Genomic DNA, 18313 nt, shown 5'->3' with positions numbered 1-18313 from the left:
CTCTACGCTGTCTTGACGGTGACCGCAAAGCCGATGATGCGAAGCAATCCGTTGCCTGTCGTCGTCAGGCGCAGTTTCACGCCCTTGTACCGGTACTGAAACAACCACTCATACTGGGTTGATAATGGCACGTCGGGAAAGTTGTTGTCGTCCGGGGTTTCGCTGACGGTGATGATCGTGCTGCCCAGTGCGTTGTTCAGTTCGTCATAGGCGATGAGGGTGATGTCGCCGCTACCCGCCGCCTGCAAAATCAGCGAGTAGGTGTCCTTCATGGTATTGACCGAACCATGCCAGAGGATCGGCGTGGTGATGGTCATCTGCGGTGCGACTTCACCGGCGTCTTCGATGTTGTTGATGGTATAGACGCCGCCCGAGGTACCGTAGGTCAGGCTACCGCCGAGGAAGTCGCCACATCTTGCATTCAGGAATGATCCGGTTGACCACTTGGTCGCGGCAGGCTCGGTGATCTCGACCATGTTGTTCACGGTCAGGGTTAATCGCTTGGCATCGGTACCGCCAGGTTGCGGGAAGAAGATGTGATACTGATTCTCGTCGGGGTTCCAGACTGCGGATATTTCCTGGGGGTTGCTGACACTGCGAAAAAGCTCGCGGTATAGCGTGTCGATCTTCTCGGACATGGTAACCGAGTACAGGAGTATGCCGTTCTCGATACTTCTTTTGATGGAGTGTACGCCGTCACGGGAACAGAACAGGAGATCGGACCCTGCACGGACGACGGAGTTGTGCGAGGTACAGCCGACGTTGATGTTGGCCCTGTCATCGACAGCCCAGTATTCAATGTTGGGGTCAAGTCTGTATATGAATGTCCGGTCATTGGTGAAGATAGCCAGACGGTCCTGTTCGAAGCTGGCCAGGCCGGTGATGGCGTCGGCAGTGCCGAGCAGGTTGGCGATGTCGATGTAACCAGCGCGAAGGACGTTCTCAGAGTTGTCCGGTTCGTCGTCGGGAAAGATGTCTTCGTTGTCGACGCGGGAGATGAAGACCCGTGTCTCGAATCCCTGGGAACCGGCGACGACCAAACGGCGTTGAACACTGGCCATGAATGCAGGCCGGATGGTGTCGAGGTGATTGGATTGCAGGCGAGTCCAGGCAGTGCCGTCGTAGCCGTAGCTGGGCAGGCCGAAGGCGGTAAAGATTGCCTTGCGGTTGTAAGTGGTGGATGAGACCACGGCGTTCGCCGGATAGATCGCGGTTTCGAGGTGGCCGTCCTCACTGTTGAGCGCGATGCCGTCGCCGCGAATCTCGGACCATGCCACAGCATCAGGCGCGGCGTGACGGATATGGGTGACGGGAAAACTGTCGGCGTTGCGTTTGTCGGCGCTGGGATCGCGGACGATCTGGCCACGCCAGTCACAGAATGCGTTGTCGAGTTCGATCAGGTGTTGCTCGGTGCCGGTGTCGAGGGCGATGGAATCCCGTGAGGTATCCAGGCCGAGGAAGTTTTCATAGGCGGAAACCTTGGTGGGTACCTGTGCGCTCGACGTGATCAGGCTCATCGGTCATGTACCTGCAATGCAATCTTGCCGGTACCGAAATTTTTCTGGTACAGGCGCTTGTTCATGGTCTGGTAAAACATCGGGCCGTACAGGTTGGATTTGGGGCTGCCCTGCTGAAGCGAATACTGGAATAGCAGGCCGTTGGTGATGATCATGTCCGGGATCGGACGGGCGTCGGTCATGTGGGTATAGTATTCGATCGGATCATCCAGCCAATACGGGTGCTGGTTGATTTCGTCGACGATCATGTTGGCCAGTTCGACGAACATAAGCGCCGCTTCGCCCTCGATCGTGTTCGGGGCAAAGTCCCCATAACGCCGGATGGCGCTACGGGTCAGTGCTTGCAGGTCGCTATGGTTATCCCTGATATGAGGGTTGAGGCTGGTATCACTTGCCATGACGCTTGACCCGGCCCTGGACAAACGCATGGTGCTTCTCAAACCGCTCGACATCTTCTGCCGGAATGCGCCAGATATAGTGGCCGGTGGTGTCGATGGATTTGGCCCGCCAGAGGGTGTCGACGGTACGGATAACGTGATTCGTCGCGTGCGCTTCCGTGGCGATGTATTCGACAAACTTTTTCGGTGCTGGCTCGATGACGGCTTTCTTCGAGGCTGGCTTCTTTTTTGTGGCAGGGACATTAACGGTTTGCCCCTTCTCCATTTTCGCTGTCATGGTCGTCCCTGGTAAAGAAAAGGGCCAGGGCGTTCGCACGCGGACTGGCCCTTCGGTTAGCGGAGGCTGTTACTTACGCAGCTTCCAGTTCTTGATGATGGCGTGGGTCTTGTCCTGCTTGAGTTCCAGGCCACACTCGGTCAGGTACTCGTGCTTGACCGCATCTTCATCGGTGCCCTGGCGATCTTTCAGCAGGTGCGTGTCACGACCTTCGAGGTAGCGATAGCACAGATCGGGGAAGTCGATGATGACTGCCGTATCTTCGAGACCGGGGATCTGGCGGAACTGCGGGTGCAGATGCACCGCCAGGGTACCGGCGTAGGTCTTGTAACCGGTCAGGTTCACACCATAGGTGCCTTCGAGCTGCGTGGGTTGCCAGCGATCCTTGCCGAACTGCTGGATGTGGCCTGCAACCTTGGCACCGACGAACATGATCTTGGTGTCAGAACCGTAGGCGAAGATTGAGGAGATCAGCAGATCGTCGAACTCTTCTTCCGTCATCGTGTTCGCGGTAGTGTTACCCGCACAGTCGACGACGTTGGAGATGTTCGACAGCAGGCCGCCCGTGTAACGGGTAGGCTGGTTGCTGTTGGGATCGGTGATGTGCTTGCGACCGAAGAACATGGCACGCTCAATGTCGCTCATGTGCAGCTTGAGGGCTTTCACCTGGGCTTCATCTTCCTTGGAGCCGGTACGCAGGCGCGTGTGGCGCAAGGTTTCCGTGACCTTGTAAGGGGTACGGAAGATTTGCGTGTAGTTGCTGGCAACGTCAGCGTCGAACGATACGGCGTTCGGCGATACATCACCTTCCTTCGCGGCGAAACCGGCGACGATCAGGTCGTCATTGTCGGAAATGGCGAACGCGGTGCCGCCGATGTTACGGACGACCTGGACGGTACCGCTGGTGGCGTCACCGTCAGCCGTTGCATGCATCACTTCGCCGGTGGTGACGTTGACGATCAGCGAGCCTTTTACGACGAAACCCACTTGCGGTACGGCGTCGACGGAAATGGTGGTCGCAGCGGCGTCGTAGCCGCCAGCGTTGTCGACCGCAAACGTCCGGTCGGGTAGCTCGTCGCGGAAGTTCTTGTATTCCGGGTCGTCAGTGCTCTCGCTGGCCGTCATGGACAGGAGGGCATTCAGGGGCGCAGAGCCGTTCGGCTCTAACAGGCTGTACAATTCGCGGTAGTTGAGCGGGCGGTGATCCTGGTCAAACTCACCGGTCCCCCTCAACCCCTGGATTCCTACCGGCATAGTCGTAGTCCTTTACGGGATGTTGGGAAAAAAACGGTTTTTTTTCTGCGGGATTCCCGTCGCAGAGGGTTGGGTGAGCTGGCCGTGGCGAGCTATGGGGTAATTTTAAGACGCAGGTTTTGGTGGTGTCGTCCTTTCTGCTGCCTGTTTTTAACGGGGCTGATGGTTTCCGGGAAAGGGCCGGATGCCTCCGGCCTGGTCGTTACCGGGGGTTGCGACGGTTGAAGGCGGCGGTGGCCAGGCGGTCAATATCGGCAAGGGCGGGGTCTTGCTTTGCAGGTTCGCCGCCCGCGCCCGGCCCACCCTCGACCGTGCCGGTGTAGGCTTGTCGGCGCTGCATGATCTCACGCAGCCGGGTCATCTCGGGGCCATCTTTGTTCGCCTTGTAATCGTTCATGACGGTCAGGGTCATGTGCGGGTCGACAAAGTCTTCGAGGGTGTAGCCCCGCTCGGCGGCGAAGGTCATGAACTCCTGGGCATCCTTGCTGTCGATGCCGACCTGCTGCTGGGCGCGATCGAGGTTGTTCGCGATCTGCTGGCGGATATTCATGTTGTTCTGGTTGGCGGCCTGCTGCTGGCCCTGCTTGGCGGCGTCGGCGACACCCTGGGATTTGGCCAGGACTTGCTGAAGCATTTGCTGAAGCTGCATGTTCTGTTGCGCGAGCTGCTTCATCTGGCCGTTCATTTCCCGATAGCCAGGAGGGAGGCTGGCCGAGTTCTCGTCTTCCCAGGTCTTGAACGGATCGGGGTCGTCGCTTTGTGGATTTGACTGCTGTGTTTGCTGAGGGTTTTGTTGCTTGTTGTAACCTTTTTCCATCTCGATCAGCGCTTTGGCCAGAGTTTCTGGCTTGGCGTTGTACTTGTTCATGATGGCGTCGATGACCTGGTTCACAGGTTTCATCTGCTGGTTCTTGTAGTTCTGTGAGGCGTAGCGCTCAAAGGTGGCTTTGATCTGCTGCGGGGTAAGCTGACGCTTGTCGTTTTCTCCGAACTCAACTTCGTAGATGACAGGCGCTTCGTCGCCCTTTTTGTCCTCGGTCTTCGGCGCGGCCCTCTCGACAGCCTGTTCCTCGGGCGTCGCGTCGGATTTCTCCGGGCCTTGCCTGGGTTCTGCGCCGAGTTGGGCGGCGGCGATACGATCTACTGCTTGTTGGTCTTCGGGATTCATAGAGATTCCTTTCTCAGCCTTGGCGGAGTCATTGGGTTGATTTAACGATAGCGACAGGGTTTAGCGCGTGTCGTCCTTCCTGGCGTTATCGAGGATGGAGTCGGAACTGAGGCGGAGGATTAACTGATCGGGCAGGTGGAGGAGTTTCTTCGCGGCGAACATGGCACCACGACGGAAATCCAGTTCACGCTCGGTCATGACCGGGTCTTCGGCGATGGCGAACGCGGTCTGGACGATTTCGTCCTGCATGACCTGGGTAAGATATTCCCAGCCCGGCGATGCCTTGAGATCATCCAGGGCTTTGAGTGCGTCCCTTGCGTTCATTTCCTGGCCAGGTGGGTGCCGACGGCAAGACCGATGCCGAGACAGATCAGGTTGGAGGTGGAGTAAATCAGGGTCATGGACATCATAATGCACCTATGGATTTGCCGGTGAGGTATGCCCCGATAATCGTGGCAGTGATAAGCCAGACCAGACGTTCGACGTAGCGTGAACTGGACTGACTTTTCTCGACTTCTTGAATCTTGCGGGTGTTGTCGGCGAGGTTGGCTCTGAGCGTGCGATTCTCTTCCATGATCGCAGCGACACGTTCTTCGACGCGAGCCAGCTTGATCAGGGTTTCGGCAATCTTGTCGAGTTTGCTCTCAATCTGCTGTAAGCGTTGCTCGGTCATGGTGTCGGGTACGGTTGAGGCTTTCCTGTAAGGTTAATGAGTGTTTGGGATGTGTGTCGTCCCTGCGGGACGTTTGTGGCGACTGATTGGCCACGGAACCCTGGCCCATTCAAACCAGTTTCTTGATGGTTAAGTAACTGTTGGGTCTGCTGTTGGTTATCGAGCCGGTGAGGATCAGCTCAATATAATCGTTACTGCTGACACTGATAATCTGCGAGGTATTGGTATATCTGCCATTTTCTTCTGTCATTGTGGCTATGGATGAAGAGCCATGCTTTATTGTCAGGGTGGTAAAGGTTTTCAGGCATTTTATCTGTACAAACACCTCATAGATGCCAGCGGTGGCGAAATACCACTTGCTATTGGAATAAACGACATCAGATCCATGTGCGACCCACACATAGCCCACGGTCAGCGGGAAATTGGTCACATCCGAGTGTAAGTTCAAATTGCACATATAGACAGACGACAGGCCGCCGCTGGCGGGATCGACCCATTGGGTGTTGTAATCCGTACCATCGACCTTTTCGATCATCTGCCCTGCGGTACCGCCGGGGGGCAACCCCGGCCCTGGTGACCCCTTATCGCCGGGATCACCTTTCAGGGAATCGATGAAATCCGCCTCCGTGCCCGAGTTACCGGCATCGAGCCAGACCTGGTAGGCGCTGTCTCCAATGTCGCCGGTATCGCCTTTGTCACCCGGTACCCCCTTGAGACTGTCGATGAAGTCCTGTTCGGTACCGCTGCCGCCATTGTTAAGCCAGACCTGGTAGGCGGAAAGGCCGTCCGTGCCGTCAAGCCCCTTGCCGGTGCGATAGAAGGCATCGTCGACCAGTGAGTAGAACAGTGAATCGCCAGCGCGGTATTCGATTGCGTCGACGGTACCGCCGACGGAGACAAACCAGACGGCGGAGGTAGCCGGTTTGGTGGGATAGGTATTGGCGGACAGGTCGATCGCGCCGAATTCCGAGATGGTGCCCTGGAGGGAACCCACATAGGTTGAGGCTTCGTTTCTGAAGACTTCGGTTTCATTGCGGAATGCGTGGGTTTCATCGCGCAGGGTTTGGACGGTGGACCTGTCGGTGCTGACCTGGCCTGCATCGGTGCTGGCACTTGTCGCCGAGGCGGCAGCTTGGGTTTCAGACTGGGCGGCATTGGTCTCGGATTGCGTGACCGTTGCGGCCTGGGTGTCGATATCGGCCTTGATACTGTCGATGGCGGCTTTCGTGTCAGCGACCGACTGGGCGCTGGCGGCGGTGGCGTTCTTGTCGGCTTTGACCTGTGCGGTGGCGTTGTCGATATAGGTGGGGTCAAAAATGACATTGAATCGGGTCATGTCCGGGGTCGGGCCGGACGAGGTATGAGCCTCGGAGCAGATCATGACGCCATTGTTGTAATTGACGATGTCCAGGTTGTTGTAATCGGTGGCGTCAGCATAGTCGCCTCGGGTGTTGAAGAAACTCAAGGTGTCGAGGGCGACCCAGCCGGTTTCGGGGTCGACGTAATCCCCGTTCCGGTACTCCAGGTATTTCGTGGCGACGTTGTAGCGCAGCTCGATACTGGCCTTGAGAACGCCGCTCTCGTCGAACAGGTCGTCGAGCATGTCCGGTAGCTGCCGACCGGATTTCTCGCAGGCTTCGAGGTAGAGGTCGAGGATATGTTCGCCGGTATACTGGCTGGTAAACCGTATCTGGTCTCCGGTGGGGCGTGTCTGGCTCATTCCTTGTCCTCGTAAATCCCGAGCTGCTTCATCAGGCGAATGACCTTGGCTTTGGTCAGCGAGTACTTGTCGACCTCGTGTTGGGTGATGGAGTGCTGGCCCAGTTCGTCGAGGCGCTGCTTAATGGCCCTGAACTCGCGGTTGACTGTTTCCCTGAGCGCGTCGAGTTCGGCCTTGCGTTCGGCATTGAGCATGTCGATGTACTGGGCGGTGAGAGGGTCGAGGTTCTTTCTGATCTGTTCGAGGTTCATCCTGCCTGCCTCGCGGGTATGAGGTTGCCTTTTTCCACTTCGCGCTGGACGTTCTCTTGCGGCTGCACGCTGGCTCCGCGCATCTTCTCCATCATGGCCATCTGCTGTGAGGGCGACATGCCCTGCTGGCGTTCTTCTTCGGAGATGCGGAACTGGTCGAGGTCGGAGATGCCGATGGCGCGGATCGCTTCTTCAGCGATGCGGCCCACTTTGTATTCCATGTTCAGGCCGGTGTTCGTGAGGATCTGGATCATGTTCATCCAGACTTCGGGAGAGCGCGTTGGCTCGATAGGTAGCGTGCCGTCGACGACCAGGTAATCGACGTTGCCCTGGAGATCGAGGGCGTTGTAGTCGAGGTAGCCGTCGTTGATCATGTCGGCCAGGTTGCCCGGCGTGTTGTACGGGTCCATTCGGATCGAGCCGGAGACTTCGATCGCATCCTGAATGTTGCCGACCATCATCCGTACACAGGGCCGCATAATCGTGGCGCTGGCGATGCGGGAGAGAATACCGAGGCGCTGGCTGCCGAGCTGGGTCATGCGCTGGATTTCAGTGGCGGTGCGCACGTCCGTCGTGGGTACGCCCTGCTGTGCGTCGGAGGCGGCACTGACCCGCTGCTTGAGTTCGTTAAGCGCCTGAATGTCATTCCAGTGGCCACGGGTAACGTCGGGCACTTGCGCGATGAAGACACCGTCGCCGGGTTTGGAGCCGGGCATGGTGCGGACCACGCCCCAGGGATTGCGGTCGATGAGGTCCGGGATGGAGACCTGGGTCGGGTCGGCGAAGATCAGGTTGTTCAATGCGGCCTGCACGTTGTCGATGCGCGATCGCATGAGCCAGGTGGCGATGTTGTGCATGGGAAGCATGACGTCGTAGAGACCCTGGGGGAATGTCTTGTGGCCGTCGAGGAAGAATCCGCCCAGGTTGATCGGGAACTGTCGGCCATAAGGATTGAGCTGTAACCGGATGACGTGGGATTCGTCGACGATGGTCATCACGAGCCAGATTTGTTCGATGTTTGGCATCCCGATTTCGTAACCGGCCAGGCGCACCCAGGCTTCATCGACGACGCGGGCGTCGCCCAGGGTGAAGGAACCGTTGGCGCTGTTCTCTTTCTCCAGGGGATCGGTGGGGTCGATGGAGTAGCCACGGCCTTCCTCGCGGTTCCAGCGGTGGGCCTCCCAGCCGGACTTGGGGTTGGCCTGCCGGGTACGGAGCTTCGGATCGTGCTTGAGGCGCGGGTACAGGCCGGACTGCACGAGGGCGCTGGTGGAGGCGTAGTCGACGAAGACACAGAACTGCATTCGCTCCCAGTCGCCCCAGGTGATACGCGGATCAGGGAAGGTCCGGCGCGGGTCGAAGTTGATCATTTTGTTGGTGTTGTTCTGGTTATCCCAGACGATCTTGGTGGGCGATATCCCGTAGCGGATATTGTCGAGCATCATCTGGGCCAGTCGGGCCTCGCCTGCACCACGGCGCATTTGCTGATGCAGGATGCGTTCGAGCACTGATCCGGTTTTGCGCGAGTCACGGTCGAGACCTTCGAGCTGGAACATGGGATTACGCCCGGCCAGGGCGCTCATCATGTAGGTGAGAACGGTGTCGGCAACGGCGCGGGTGTCGGAGATGACAGCTTTTTCGCGGAAGTCGGTGGCATCCGGCGGGACATAGACATCGTGGGCGCGGTCGGCTTCCTGCCAGTGGTCGTAGCGTTTGGAGATTTTGGCGTGGCTCATCCTGAGCATCGACTTGACGTAGTCGACGATCTTGCGCTCCTGGTCTTCGTGCAGGTGCGAGGAGATGTCTTCGTAATTCGTGAGGAGACCTGCCAGGTTTGACAGGTCGACGATGACGCCGTCCGTGAGTGAGTCCATGTAATCCATTCCCTGGTTGCAATTATTGTGGTTTCAGGTTTGCTTTGTGTCGTCCCTAGGTTGTCTCCAATAGCGCTTTAGGTTAGTGTGAGTGCCAGTAATAAGAACCGACAGGAAGGAGCGGCGATGGCATCAAGCGCCTATCGGAAGAAAGAGAATGCGGTCTGGTATGTGGATGTGGGGCACCACCGGTTGCCGATGTACAGCGTCCGGATTGGCGGTGAAACCATCGCCCTCCCGCTCTATGTGACGCTGCATGGCCAGGGCAACAGCATTCACGGGCTGATGGTGAATGCCCCGCAGAAACATATCCGTGCGGATATCAGCCGGTACTTTCCGTTCGGGGAACGCCGGGTGTCCGATGTGTTGAATGAGGCGCTGGTCTTCTTGTCTGTACTGCTGCCTGACTATTACCGCAACGACGCTTACGCCATCGACCTGGGGTTCGATAACCGGTTTGTGCCGGAGCTGGTGGTGAAAGACGGCCAGGTGGTGTACCGCTTCTCGACGGTGATTGACGGCGTGAAAGAGCGTGTATGCGATTACTCGCCCCTGAACTTCACGTCGCAGCAGCGGGTGAACGCGATCCTGTCCCGGGTGCGGGGGTTGTACCGGAAGGCGGGGAAGGAAGGGATTGCATCGGTACGCAACGGGGCGGACGGGACGGAGCCGTTTGTCCATGTATTCCGGGAAAACCGTGCGAGGCGTTTCACCAGGCACGGGGAAACGGAGACACTGCCGGTCGCCAGCAGGCCGCGCAACACCGTTGCCGGGCCGAAGCCGGAACAGGTCGAAGCGCCGGTTGTGAAGCCTTCCGGGGTGGTGAGGCAGCCGGTCATCATCAGGAACGCCAGCAGCAGGCCCCCCTGCCGCAGGGAAAAACACAACAATGTCCTGTTGGTACACCCACTGACCCGGCGGCAGTGGCGGCTGGATATCCACATAGGGGAAACCCGCATCGACCTGCTGAATGTGCAGGGCGACATGATGGACCACCGGGCCGAGCTGTTGCAGTGTGTCGGGCTGTTTGCCCGGAAATCCGGTTGCCGGGTGAAGACCGTGCGCGTGATGAACCCGCATACCCTGGTCAGGGCAGGCCGGGTGAGGAAATGGGATGAATGTTCCCTGGATGATTACCGGTTACGGGGGAGTGCATGATGCCTGATTTCGACCGGAATTATGTGGTGGCCTTCGAGGTGCCGCGCAGGGATGGAAGCACGATCGCCCTTGCATGTGTCGCTGCCAGGAGTAAAGTGATGGCACTCTGCGAGGCGGTCAGGATGAATTTCGACCTGAGCCGCGAGGAGTGGGAATTGCTGATGCTGGAGGGTGACCGGGTCGGCGGTTATCTCCGCACGCTGAAGCGCTGGGGGATCAACGTCAGTGAGCCGGTCATCAAGGAACATATCACACCGCTCTGCATGCCCCGGTTACGGAAGATCCGGCGGGTGAGCAGTAACGCCTGATGAGGAGTGCGCGATGATCCTGACCCGTAAGGAATGGGAGTCATTCAGAAACAAGACCCGTGAGGAGAAAGCGGTTCCTCCCACGGCGACGGAGGAGGTGTTGCGGCTTTACCGAAAGGCACACCCGCCTGCGTTTCCGAAGCCCACCGTGTATACACTGGACGCCCATGAGAAAGGGATGCGTGCCCGGTTCCGTGAGACGTTCGAGCGGGGGCGGCTGATCGCGCAGTCGAGCTGGAAGCCCCTGTCGCCACTGACCCTTTCCCAGGCATTAGGCATCAGCCAGGTGGCGGTCAGCTGCACCATGGACAGCACCAGCGGCCATGGGCGGATACCGGATGAACTCATGGTGGATATCCATCTGAAGCAGATGATACCGGGGTTTGACCTTGCGTATGTGCACCCTGCGTTTTACGAGAAGATAATGTTGATGGTGGCGCAAGAATGCGAGTGCGGGGCGTGAGTCTTGCTGGCAAGATTGCATTCAGACAAGACGATCAGGGCAGGTAAATGGAATGGTGGCGTGTCAACGCTTCCACGGGGTGACAATAAGCAACACCGATAACCGTGAAAACACCTGCCTTCCTGCCCGTTCAACCAATAGCCTTGGCACACAAAACGTGGTTAGATTCCGGATTTTTCCCGAACGAAAATTTGAACGCCGAGCTACCGAGGCCCACGCTCCGCAGATCCTGAAGCGATCGTGCGACCCCTTCGGGCGGTAGCGTGGTTTGTTCAAAAGCGGATGGTGAACAACGTCCATCAGGCGAACCGACATACGCTACATGATACTGTTCGCTTATACTGTGGTGTTGGTCTGATACCGGGAAATAAATGTTTTGAGAAATATTGGAGTGATAGTGAAATGACACATGTTTCCAATGTATCTTCAACAAGTTGCCAGTTCCCAGTGGAAAACTGATATGACTCAGCTGAGTTAATAAGAAAGGTTTTTAGTAATATTTATCGGGTGAGTTCAAAATCTAATATTACTCGCTTGAAGTATAATAGCTGTTAGCAGTTCATTCTGTTGAAAAATGGTTTGCATAATCAGCTTTAGTATTCGCTTGTAGGTCTTTTTAGCTCAGTGGTTGCTGTCGCTAAAAACGTGCGTCTAAATTATTTTCGTGCTACGACAGCAAAAGCTTCAGAGTAAATCTCGGCTCGTCAAATCTTCAGTTTCAAACTGGTTGGAAATATTTTTGGCTCAGCTTTAAATTAAACATTGTTCAAAGTTTCAACATTTCTGGTTTTGTGCAAAGCTGGCGAAAGAGGCCAGTGCATGAGCTTTTCTTTTATGCCAGCTTCCGCAGTATGCAGAGCTTCAATTTTGGTGCCGCTGGCAAATGAGCTTGTGCCTATTTCCTGGTGCCACGCCAGCGCAAAAAGCAGAGAAAACCTCTGGGGCAAAAAAAACTCTGAGCCCGTGTGTTTTTAAAGTTTTTTGATTCAGAGTTGTTAAATAAATCGTGGCCAGCACGGTGGGGCAAAAATGCTCAGCATCGGAATGTGTGGGTCACAGCTAACAAAGTTTTCCAGCGGACGCCTGCGGCGCCGCTGAAAACGGCGTTAGGGCTCACTTCATCATCAAAATTTCGAGTACTAAATTATGACAGAAATTAATCACCATTTACGTTCAATTAAAGAAGTATTAGGAAAAACATATAAAGTACCCTTTTATCAAAGAGAGTACCGGTGGAAAAGAAAACAGTTTGAAGAGCTACTAAATGATCTACAGGAAGAATTCTTAAATCATTTTGAAGAGTCACATGGCAGGGATAGAGTTGCACAATATAAAAGCTATTTTTTAGGGACAGTACTAACTACAACAGATAGCGCGACATCAAGAAAAATAATTATTGATGGACAACAACGACTAACTTCACTCACTCTATTTTTTATTTACTCATTACAAAGAAGAAGGGCTGCTGAAGCTCTGAATATTACTGACTACACAAGCTTGATACAAACGGAGTCGTACGGTGAACGAGTATTAAATTTTGAAGCGGATAACGATAGAGCAGAATTAATAAATAAACTATCAGAAATTGATGACGAAGGTAGTAGATCATTTGATTTCGTAGGAGAAGCAAGCGAAGGAACTAAAAACTTATTTCATCGCTTTAATGATATAGAATCAATTTTGAATGACAAAATAAAAGATGAATATTTCGCTTATTTCTCTGACTGGGTAGCAGAGAAAGTGGTTCTATTTGAAATAGTAGTACCAACTGAACATGACGCACACAAAGTATTTGTTACGATGAATGATCGAGGACTTAACCTCACACCATCTGAAATGTTAAAAGGTTTTCTGCTTTCTAAGATAACACACTCAGTCAAGCATGGTGAAGCACATGCTCTTTGGGAAGATAAGATAAGAGAATTAAAGAAGATTGATAATGATGAAGATGCAAACTTTTTAAGAACCTGGTTAAGGGCAAAATATGCTAAAAACATTAGAGGAAAAGCAGCCGGGGAAGAAAAGAAAGACTTTGAAAATATTGGTGACTCTTATCACCGATGGCTCCTAGATAATAAGGATGGTGTTGGGATCAATACAGGTGACGATTATCAAAGCTTTGTACTTGATAACTTCAAGAAATATGTAGACCTTTATCTAAAGGTTCAGAAATACTCAAGTGAATTTACAGATGGATATCATCATATTTATTACAATTCCAGCAAAGATATAACAATGCAAAGCATGTTAATTTTATCGGCAATTAAGCTTGATGATTCTGACAGTGTTGCGGAACGAAAAATACAATTAGTTTCGAAATATCTTGACTATTATACATCACTTAGGGCAGTCAACCTAAAGAAGAACACCTACGACAATTTGAAAGATATATTATTCTCTTTATGCCTAAAAATACGTGACAAAACGGAAGAAGAGTTAAAAGAAATATTTGTCAAACATGCTTCAGACTCTGGCCTTTCTTTTGACGAAGTCGACAATTTCACATATTCAAAGGCTTCAACAAAAAGTTTACTCAATGTTCTTGCAAGGCTTGCTGCATACATCGAAGAAGGAGTAGAGCAAACAAACTCAGTCGGTTATGATGTATACATTGATAGAAAGAGAACAAGCCGAACATTTGACATTGAGCATATCCTAGCTGATGAATACGGTGTTTTCACCGGTGCAACCACTAATAATGACTTCGATTCTGAATCAGAATATAAGACAAAAAGAAATATGCTTGGGGGTTTGATTCTACTACCACGGTCACGTAACAGAAGTCTACAAGAAAAACCATACTCCGAGAAAGTTACCCGATATAGCAGTGAAAATATTCTTGCCCAGACACTGACTAGTGACTTCTATGAAAACAATCCTCAAGTAGAAAGATTTTTAGAAACTTCATTATTAAATCTCAAATCATACGAAGATTTTAACAAACAATGTCTAGAAGAGAGACATTTGGTTTACAAGGATATCGTCAAAAAAATTTGGTCTATTGATGAAATAGTATCATAGAAAATTGCCCTAACAATTGCGTCAAGAAGGGACTGAACTTCCCCCGTTTTAGTGGACAGCCAAATCACTAAAACGGAGGCTGTCATGCCCGCATACAAGACCGGTAAGAAAACACGTCAGTACAGTAATGAATTTAAAGTGGGTGCTGTACTGATGTCCTGCAAACCCGACAGGCTAATCAAGGATGTTGCACAATCACTGGACATCCATCCCTTTATGTTGTCCCGTTGGCGCAAGGAATACTTCGAGGGCAAGCTCGTGGCAGATAAGCGTAAGATACCGGCCGATCTCAAAGCCATTGAACGACCTGAACAGCCACCTGAACCTGATCGTCTGAAGCAACTTGAACGGGAAAATGAGGCACTCCGCATGGAGAACGATTTCCTAAAAAAGTGGCAACGATTTCTTGTAAGTATCGGTGACAGGTCTCTGCGGAGACCTTTCTGCACCATAAAGCCTTCAATGCTTGCTAAACCATTAGCGGATAAATAAAATACGGAATCATCAAACGATATATCTGTAGAAAGCTGAAGCAGATTTCATTCATTAATAATGAAGGTAATATGGATTCATTCTTAGATTTTCAACAGACTCGTTAGGTGCTTACCATACACGTTTGTAAAAATGTCATTTAAGAAAAATCAATCATTGATTTGTGAGGTAAAAAATGGGTGATTGGGAAGATACTTTTGGATCAGCAGGTATGTCTGCTGATTTTGCACCCTGGGATTCTCCTAGCTGGAATGATGATTGGGAGTATGATTTGATTGAAGATGGATATAAAACAGTTGAAGAATGGAATACCTTAGGTAGAATTATAAAAAAAGGGGAAAAAGCTAAAAAATTACCATCTTTAAGAAAGTTGGTTTTTAGTGAAGAGCAAACAATTCCTTCAATTAAGAATAACTTTGCTAATAATAACAACTATTCTGAATCATCAGTTCACTTTGATTCTTTTGAAGAAGCAGTTTTTTGGGCAAGAAATAATCCCGGTGTTGCTATTACAAGGTCGCCGGATGGCGTAGGTTTTATGCAAAAGCCTAATGATAAACTCAATATGAGGTGATGCCAGTGCAAAAGCATGAACATTTATTAACTAAATTTGACTGTCGCACACACAAGCGGGTTCGGCTCTTGATTCTTGATCAAATCAAAAAGAAGTTAATATGAAAAAAATACAAGCTGGTTTTCTAATAATTGCATTTTTATTTTTAGGAGGCTGTGTCTCAAGTGCAAAAATTGAAAGCATGTCTATCCCACCGCAAGAAAACATTTTCAGTGGTAACGATTATTTTGACCACGCATTAGGAGGCGATATAAGTGTCTTCTCAGTTTCCGGAGGAGATGAAAGTAATGGAGGCTGGGATCAGTTTGGTACTGTTTCAAATGACAACTTCAGAAGCGCATTGGTGGCAAGTCTGCAAAACCAAAATCTCTATTCGAAATTCGGAACTTATCAATTATCAGCTGACCTAATCAGTTTTGAATTGATCGGTGCGCTAGATAGTGAAGTTACTATTGAAGTAGAGTATCAACTAAAAAGCTCTCAAGGCAATCATGCTTTGCTTAGAGAAAAAATAAAATCATCAAGCGCCATGACGCTAAGTGATGAAGTTATCGGGGCAATAAGATATCGAAAAATGGCGGAAGGGGCAGTGAAGAAAAATATTGAAAAACTGCTGGTAAAATTATCAATGTTAGAAATTAACGACATGAAGAAAACAGGGGTGCGTCTTGGATCTTATGATGTTCAAAGTGTAAATCAATAAGAAAGCCCCCTCTTTAAATACAACTTTACGATTTGTCTGAATATGCCCGTTTATAGTTTCAACAATTCTACACTCAAAAAAATTGAAAAAACCACCTTTAACGATGAAGGTATCCTGGAACGACAACACTTGCAGTCTGCGCTGAAGCATCAGATCGAAACCGTTGCCCCTAATTGCCTTGTAATTGCCGAGGAGTTATCGGAGTGGTCAGATTCATTGCGCAGGATTGATCTACTGGCTATTGACCGCAGCGCTAACCTGGTGGTGATAGAACTCAAGCGTACGGAAAAAGGCGAGCATATGGAGCTACAGGCGCTTCGGTATGCTGCCATGGTGTCTACATTGACCTTTGCCCGTGCTGTTGAAATTTTCCAGCAGCATCTTTCGGATAACGAGACTGATGCGGATGCCAAAACCAAACTGCTTGAGTTTCTCGGCTGGGATGAGCCTCAGGAAGATCAATTTGGCATGGATGTGCGTATAGTGCTGGTGTCTGCGAACTTTTCCAAGGAGCTGACGACATCAGTGATCTGGCTGAATGAACGCAGCCTGGATATCCGTTGCGTCCGTATGATTCCCTACAAGCACGATGGCCAGATATTAATTGATGTTCAGCAAATCATCCCGCTCCCTGAAGCAGAAAGTTATCAGGTTAAAATCAAGCAACAGTCGGAAGAGCGCAGAGTCGCACGACAATCGTCGAAAGATTACACCCGTTACCAGTTTATGGGCTCCTTGCTCAACAAGCGTCGTCTGGTACTTGCTGTCATACAGCAATGGCTTTCAGAGCATTCACCCAACACGATTGATGAATTGCTGGTGGCTTTCCCTCAGAAAATAAGCAGCGGTCTGTTCGTGACACTCGACGAAGCCGAAGCCACTTATTCACGTCACGGGCTAACACGGCATTTTCTAGGAGAAGGAGAAGTCATCACATTCCCGGATGAATCTCAGTATGCTATTTCGAACCAGTGGGGCAAAGGAAATTTGGCAAAATTTATCGCACAGGCTAAAAACCTCGGGTATGAGATTGCAGAGGAAGGTTGAGCAAGTTTGTAAGCTATTGCAAATTAACCTTTTATTTCAAGATCCACGATCATCATTCAAGTTAAACGACTAATAGCTAAATTATGGACGCAGACAAAATACTCAGTCTTACTATTATGGTTGAAGACTGGGCAGTATACGATAATCGATTTGAATTGTTTGAAGATATAGATCCATTCGCAATTTACTTTCATCCATCTTCACTAAGGCTGGGTGAAAAGAAAAAGTATTTGCGCCATCAAGATAAAGCAAAATATCAAATGCAGGGTGAAATCATATATAAAAGCGATGGCGCGTGGGTTGTCGATTGTGGTATTAAGCTTTATAGCCTGAATAAATTGGATTCGTCATACAAAGTTGGTGACTTTGTTTCCAGTGACGTAGAGTTGTGGTTTGATCCGTTATTCGATGTATATGACTTAGGGAATAAAGAAGGATTTCCTAAAATCGTTTATTACTGGAGTTTTGAAGAAATATATCAGGTCATTATGCACATGGAGGAGGTAAGTGAAAATTCTTATAAGATCACCGATAAATGCCTCAAGGTTATTAAGCTAAATTCTGAAAGTGATTACGAATGGGTAGGCTCAGAAAGCAAGTATAATTCACATTATGAGGTTCACTGCCTGCTAAAGGAGTTGGAGCCTATATCAGGCATCGAATATTAAAGCGGGCTTAAATCTCCAGTATGACTAGCCACTTACCCTGCCTGATGAACTCTGTTTGGGTGAACTGGTTTTCGCTTATGAGACGATGCTTGTTTTTTTGGCAGTCTCTGTCATCGACGTTTAAAATGATCGCAAGCTGCAACTTTGTTAATTCAATCTGTCATCTCCTTATTTGCATGGTGTGATGTTTCGTAGTAACGCAATAAACGCAGCAAGCGTTCTCCGCTGATTATTATCGGGTTAAACATATGCTTAACAATCTCAGGGCGATATGGATTCATGGTTCGGCAAACCGGTGCCGAAAGAGGCAGGATTATTCCGGGTGTGTCAGTTATGCACAAAAAGCAATAAGCCTGAACCCTAGTGATTTCTTGTTGGCCAGCGCTTATTCCATGAAAGGTGAGGGGGAATATTATCTTGGCAATTACCAGAACGCATCGGCGTCCTTTGAAAAATCATTGGAAGTAACGCTTAACGATCCGGCCATTTGGGCTGGCGAAAATGGCAAGAGGTTTATATCTGAAACAAGCGCATTCATGCATCATTGTAGGAAAAAGCTAAATCTAAAATCCAAAGGCGAGGAAAAAGGTGCCAGGTCTTGAATGTTGGGGCTATGCATAATCTCACTTCAGATTGATAATTCTGGCCTTGCATGCCCATTCAAACGTATCCCCAGGCATTGTGAGCGTTACAGGTTGCCGGTGGTGCGTAATGGTAACTCTTACCACCCTGAGCTACATTAAGTGC

20 protein-coding genes are annotated in these 18313 nt (G+C 51.0%); 10 read left to right on the top strand and 10 right to left on the bottom strand.

Annotation, left to right across the window (positions count from 1 at the left end; genetic code table 11):
* Positions 1-2: 2 nt before the first annotated feature.
* The 10 genes from ABD892_RS25430 to ABD892_RS25385 all read right to left on the bottom strand — a co-directional run bounded on the left by ABD892_RS25430 (position 3) and on the right by ABD892_RS25385 (position 9132).
* Positions 3-1517 carry a hypothetical protein gene (locus ABD892_RS25430; RefSeq protein WP_345199135.1) on the bottom strand — a complete coding sequence of 505 codons (1515 nt, stop codon included), beginning with the start codon at positions 1515-1517 and terminating at the stop codon, positions 3-5.
* On the bottom strand, positions 1514-1915 hold the full coding sequence (locus ABD892_RS25425; protein ID WP_345199133.1) for a hypothetical protein: 402 nt from the start codon (positions 1913-1915) through the stop codon (positions 1514-1516). Before ABD892_RS25425 ends, ABD892_RS25430 begins: the two co-directional genes overlap by 4 nt.
* The gene (locus ABD892_RS25420) at positions 1905-2192 is read right to left on the bottom strand and encodes a hypothetical protein (protein WP_345199132.1); all 288 of its coding nucleotides are present in this window, start codon (positions 2190-2192) and stop codon (positions 1905-1907) included. Before ABD892_RS25420 ends, ABD892_RS25425 begins: the two co-directional genes overlap by 11 nt.
* 69 nt (positions 2193-2261) lie before the next feature.
* Positions 2262-3446, bottom strand: a complete 1185-nt coding sequence (locus tag ABD892_RS25415; RefSeq protein WP_345199131.1) for an SU10 major capsid protein — start codon at positions 3444-3446, stop codon at positions 2262-2264.
* A 202-nt stretch (positions 3447-3648) separates the two neighbouring features.
* On the bottom strand, positions 3649-4614 hold the full coding sequence (locus tag ABD892_RS25410) for a hypothetical protein (protein WP_345199129.1): 966 nt from the start codon (positions 4612-4614) through the stop codon (positions 3649-3651).
* 60 nt (positions 4615-4674) lie between these two features.
* The gene (locus tag ABD892_RS25405) at positions 4675-4938 is read right to left on the bottom strand and encodes a hypothetical protein (protein WP_345199128.1); all 264 of its coding nucleotides are present in this window, start codon (positions 4936-4938) and stop codon (positions 4675-4677) included.
* Positions 4939-5020: 82 nt separating this feature from the next.
* Positions 5021-5287, bottom strand: a complete 267-nt coding sequence (locus tag ABD892_RS25400; protein WP_345199127.1) for a hypothetical protein — start codon at positions 5285-5287, stop codon at positions 5021-5023.
* A gap of 109 nt (positions 5288-5396) precedes the next feature.
* Positions 5397-7007, bottom strand: a complete 1611-nt coding sequence (locus ABD892_RS25395; protein WP_345199125.1) for a hypothetical protein — start codon at positions 7005-7007, stop codon at positions 5397-5399.
* Positions 7004-7258 carry a hypothetical protein gene (locus tag ABD892_RS25390; protein ID WP_345199124.1) on the bottom strand — a complete coding sequence of 85 codons (255 nt, stop codon included), beginning with the start codon at positions 7256-7258 and terminating at the stop codon, positions 7004-7006. The genes ABD892_RS25395 and ABD892_RS25390 overlap by 4 nt, the downstream gene beginning before the upstream one ends.
* Positions 7255-9132, bottom strand: a complete 1878-nt coding sequence (locus ABD892_RS25385) for a portal protein (protein WP_345199123.1) — start codon at positions 9130-9132, stop codon at positions 7255-7257. Before ABD892_RS25385 ends, ABD892_RS25390 begins: the two co-directional genes overlap by 4 nt.
* A 126-nt stretch (positions 9133-9258) precedes the next feature.
* Here ABD892_RS25385 and ABD892_RS25380 point away from each other — a divergent pair, with 126 nt between their 5' ends.
* The 10 genes from ABD892_RS25380 (at position 9259) to ABD892_RS25335 (ending at position 18168) form a co-directional block, all read left to right on the top strand.
* Complete coding sequence (locus ABD892_RS25380; RefSeq protein ID WP_345199122.1) at positions 9259-10290, top strand: hypothetical protein; 1032 nt, start codon at positions 9259-9261, stop codon at positions 10288-10290.
* 98 nt (positions 10291-10388) lie between these two features.
* Positions 10389-10598, top strand: a complete 210-nt coding sequence (locus ABD892_RS25375) for a hypothetical protein (RefSeq protein WP_345199121.1) — start codon at positions 10389-10391, stop codon at positions 10596-10598.
* 13 nt (positions 10599-10611) lie between these two features.
* A complete protein-coding gene (locus ABD892_RS25370; protein ID WP_345199120.1) occupies positions 10612-11061 on the top strand; it encodes a hypothetical protein in 450 nt (149 codons plus the stop codon).
* 1146 nt (positions 11062-12207) lie between these two features.
* The gene (locus ABD892_RS25365) at positions 12208-14082 is read left to right on the top strand and encodes a GmrSD restriction endonuclease domain-containing protein (RefSeq protein ID WP_345199119.1); all 1875 of its coding nucleotides are present in this window, start codon (positions 12208-12210) and stop codon (positions 14080-14082) included.
* A gap of 84 nt (positions 14083-14166) precedes the next feature.
* Positions 14167-14574 carry a transposase gene (locus tag ABD892_RS25360; RefSeq protein ID WP_345199118.1) on the top strand — a complete coding sequence of 136 codons (408 nt, stop codon included), beginning with the start codon at positions 14167-14169 and terminating at the stop codon, positions 14572-14574.
* 175 nt (positions 14575-14749) lie between these two features.
* On the top strand, positions 14750-15148 hold the full coding sequence (locus tag ABD892_RS25355) for a hypothetical protein (RefSeq protein WP_345199116.1): 399 nt from the start codon (positions 14750-14752) through the stop codon (positions 15146-15148).
* 100 nt (positions 15149-15248) lie between these two features.
* On the top strand, positions 15249-15851 hold the full coding sequence (locus tag ABD892_RS25350) for a hypothetical protein (protein ID WP_345199115.1): 603 nt from the start codon (positions 15249-15251) through the stop codon (positions 15849-15851).
* Positions 15852-15893: 42 nt separating this feature from the next.
* The gene (locus ABD892_RS25345) at positions 15894-16898 is read left to right on the top strand and encodes a hypothetical protein (protein WP_345199114.1); all 1005 of its coding nucleotides are present in this window, start codon (positions 15894-15896) and stop codon (positions 16896-16898) included.
* Between the two features lie 83 nt (positions 16899-16981).
* The gene (locus tag ABD892_RS25340; RefSeq protein ID WP_345199113.1) at positions 16982-17566 is read left to right on the top strand and encodes a hypothetical protein; all 585 of its coding nucleotides are present in this window, start codon (positions 16982-16984) and stop codon (positions 17564-17566) included.
* A 248-nt stretch (positions 17567-17814) separates the two neighbouring features.
* Positions 17815-18168, top strand: coding sequence for a hypothetical protein (locus ABD892_RS25335; protein WP_345199112.1), 354 nt, complete (start codon positions 17815-17817; stop codon positions 18166-18168).
* Positions 18169-18313 lie beyond the last annotated feature (145 nt).

The sequence above is a fragment of the Kistimonas scapharcae genome (genome assembly GCF_039540975.1).
Classification (GTDB): domain Bacteria; phylum Pseudomonadota; class Gammaproteobacteria; order Pseudomonadales; family Endozoicomonadaceae; genus Kistimonas; species Kistimonas scapharcae.
The sequence above is the reverse complement of the archived record's forward strand: the minus strand, read 5'-3'. Positions and strand labels throughout refer to the sequence as shown.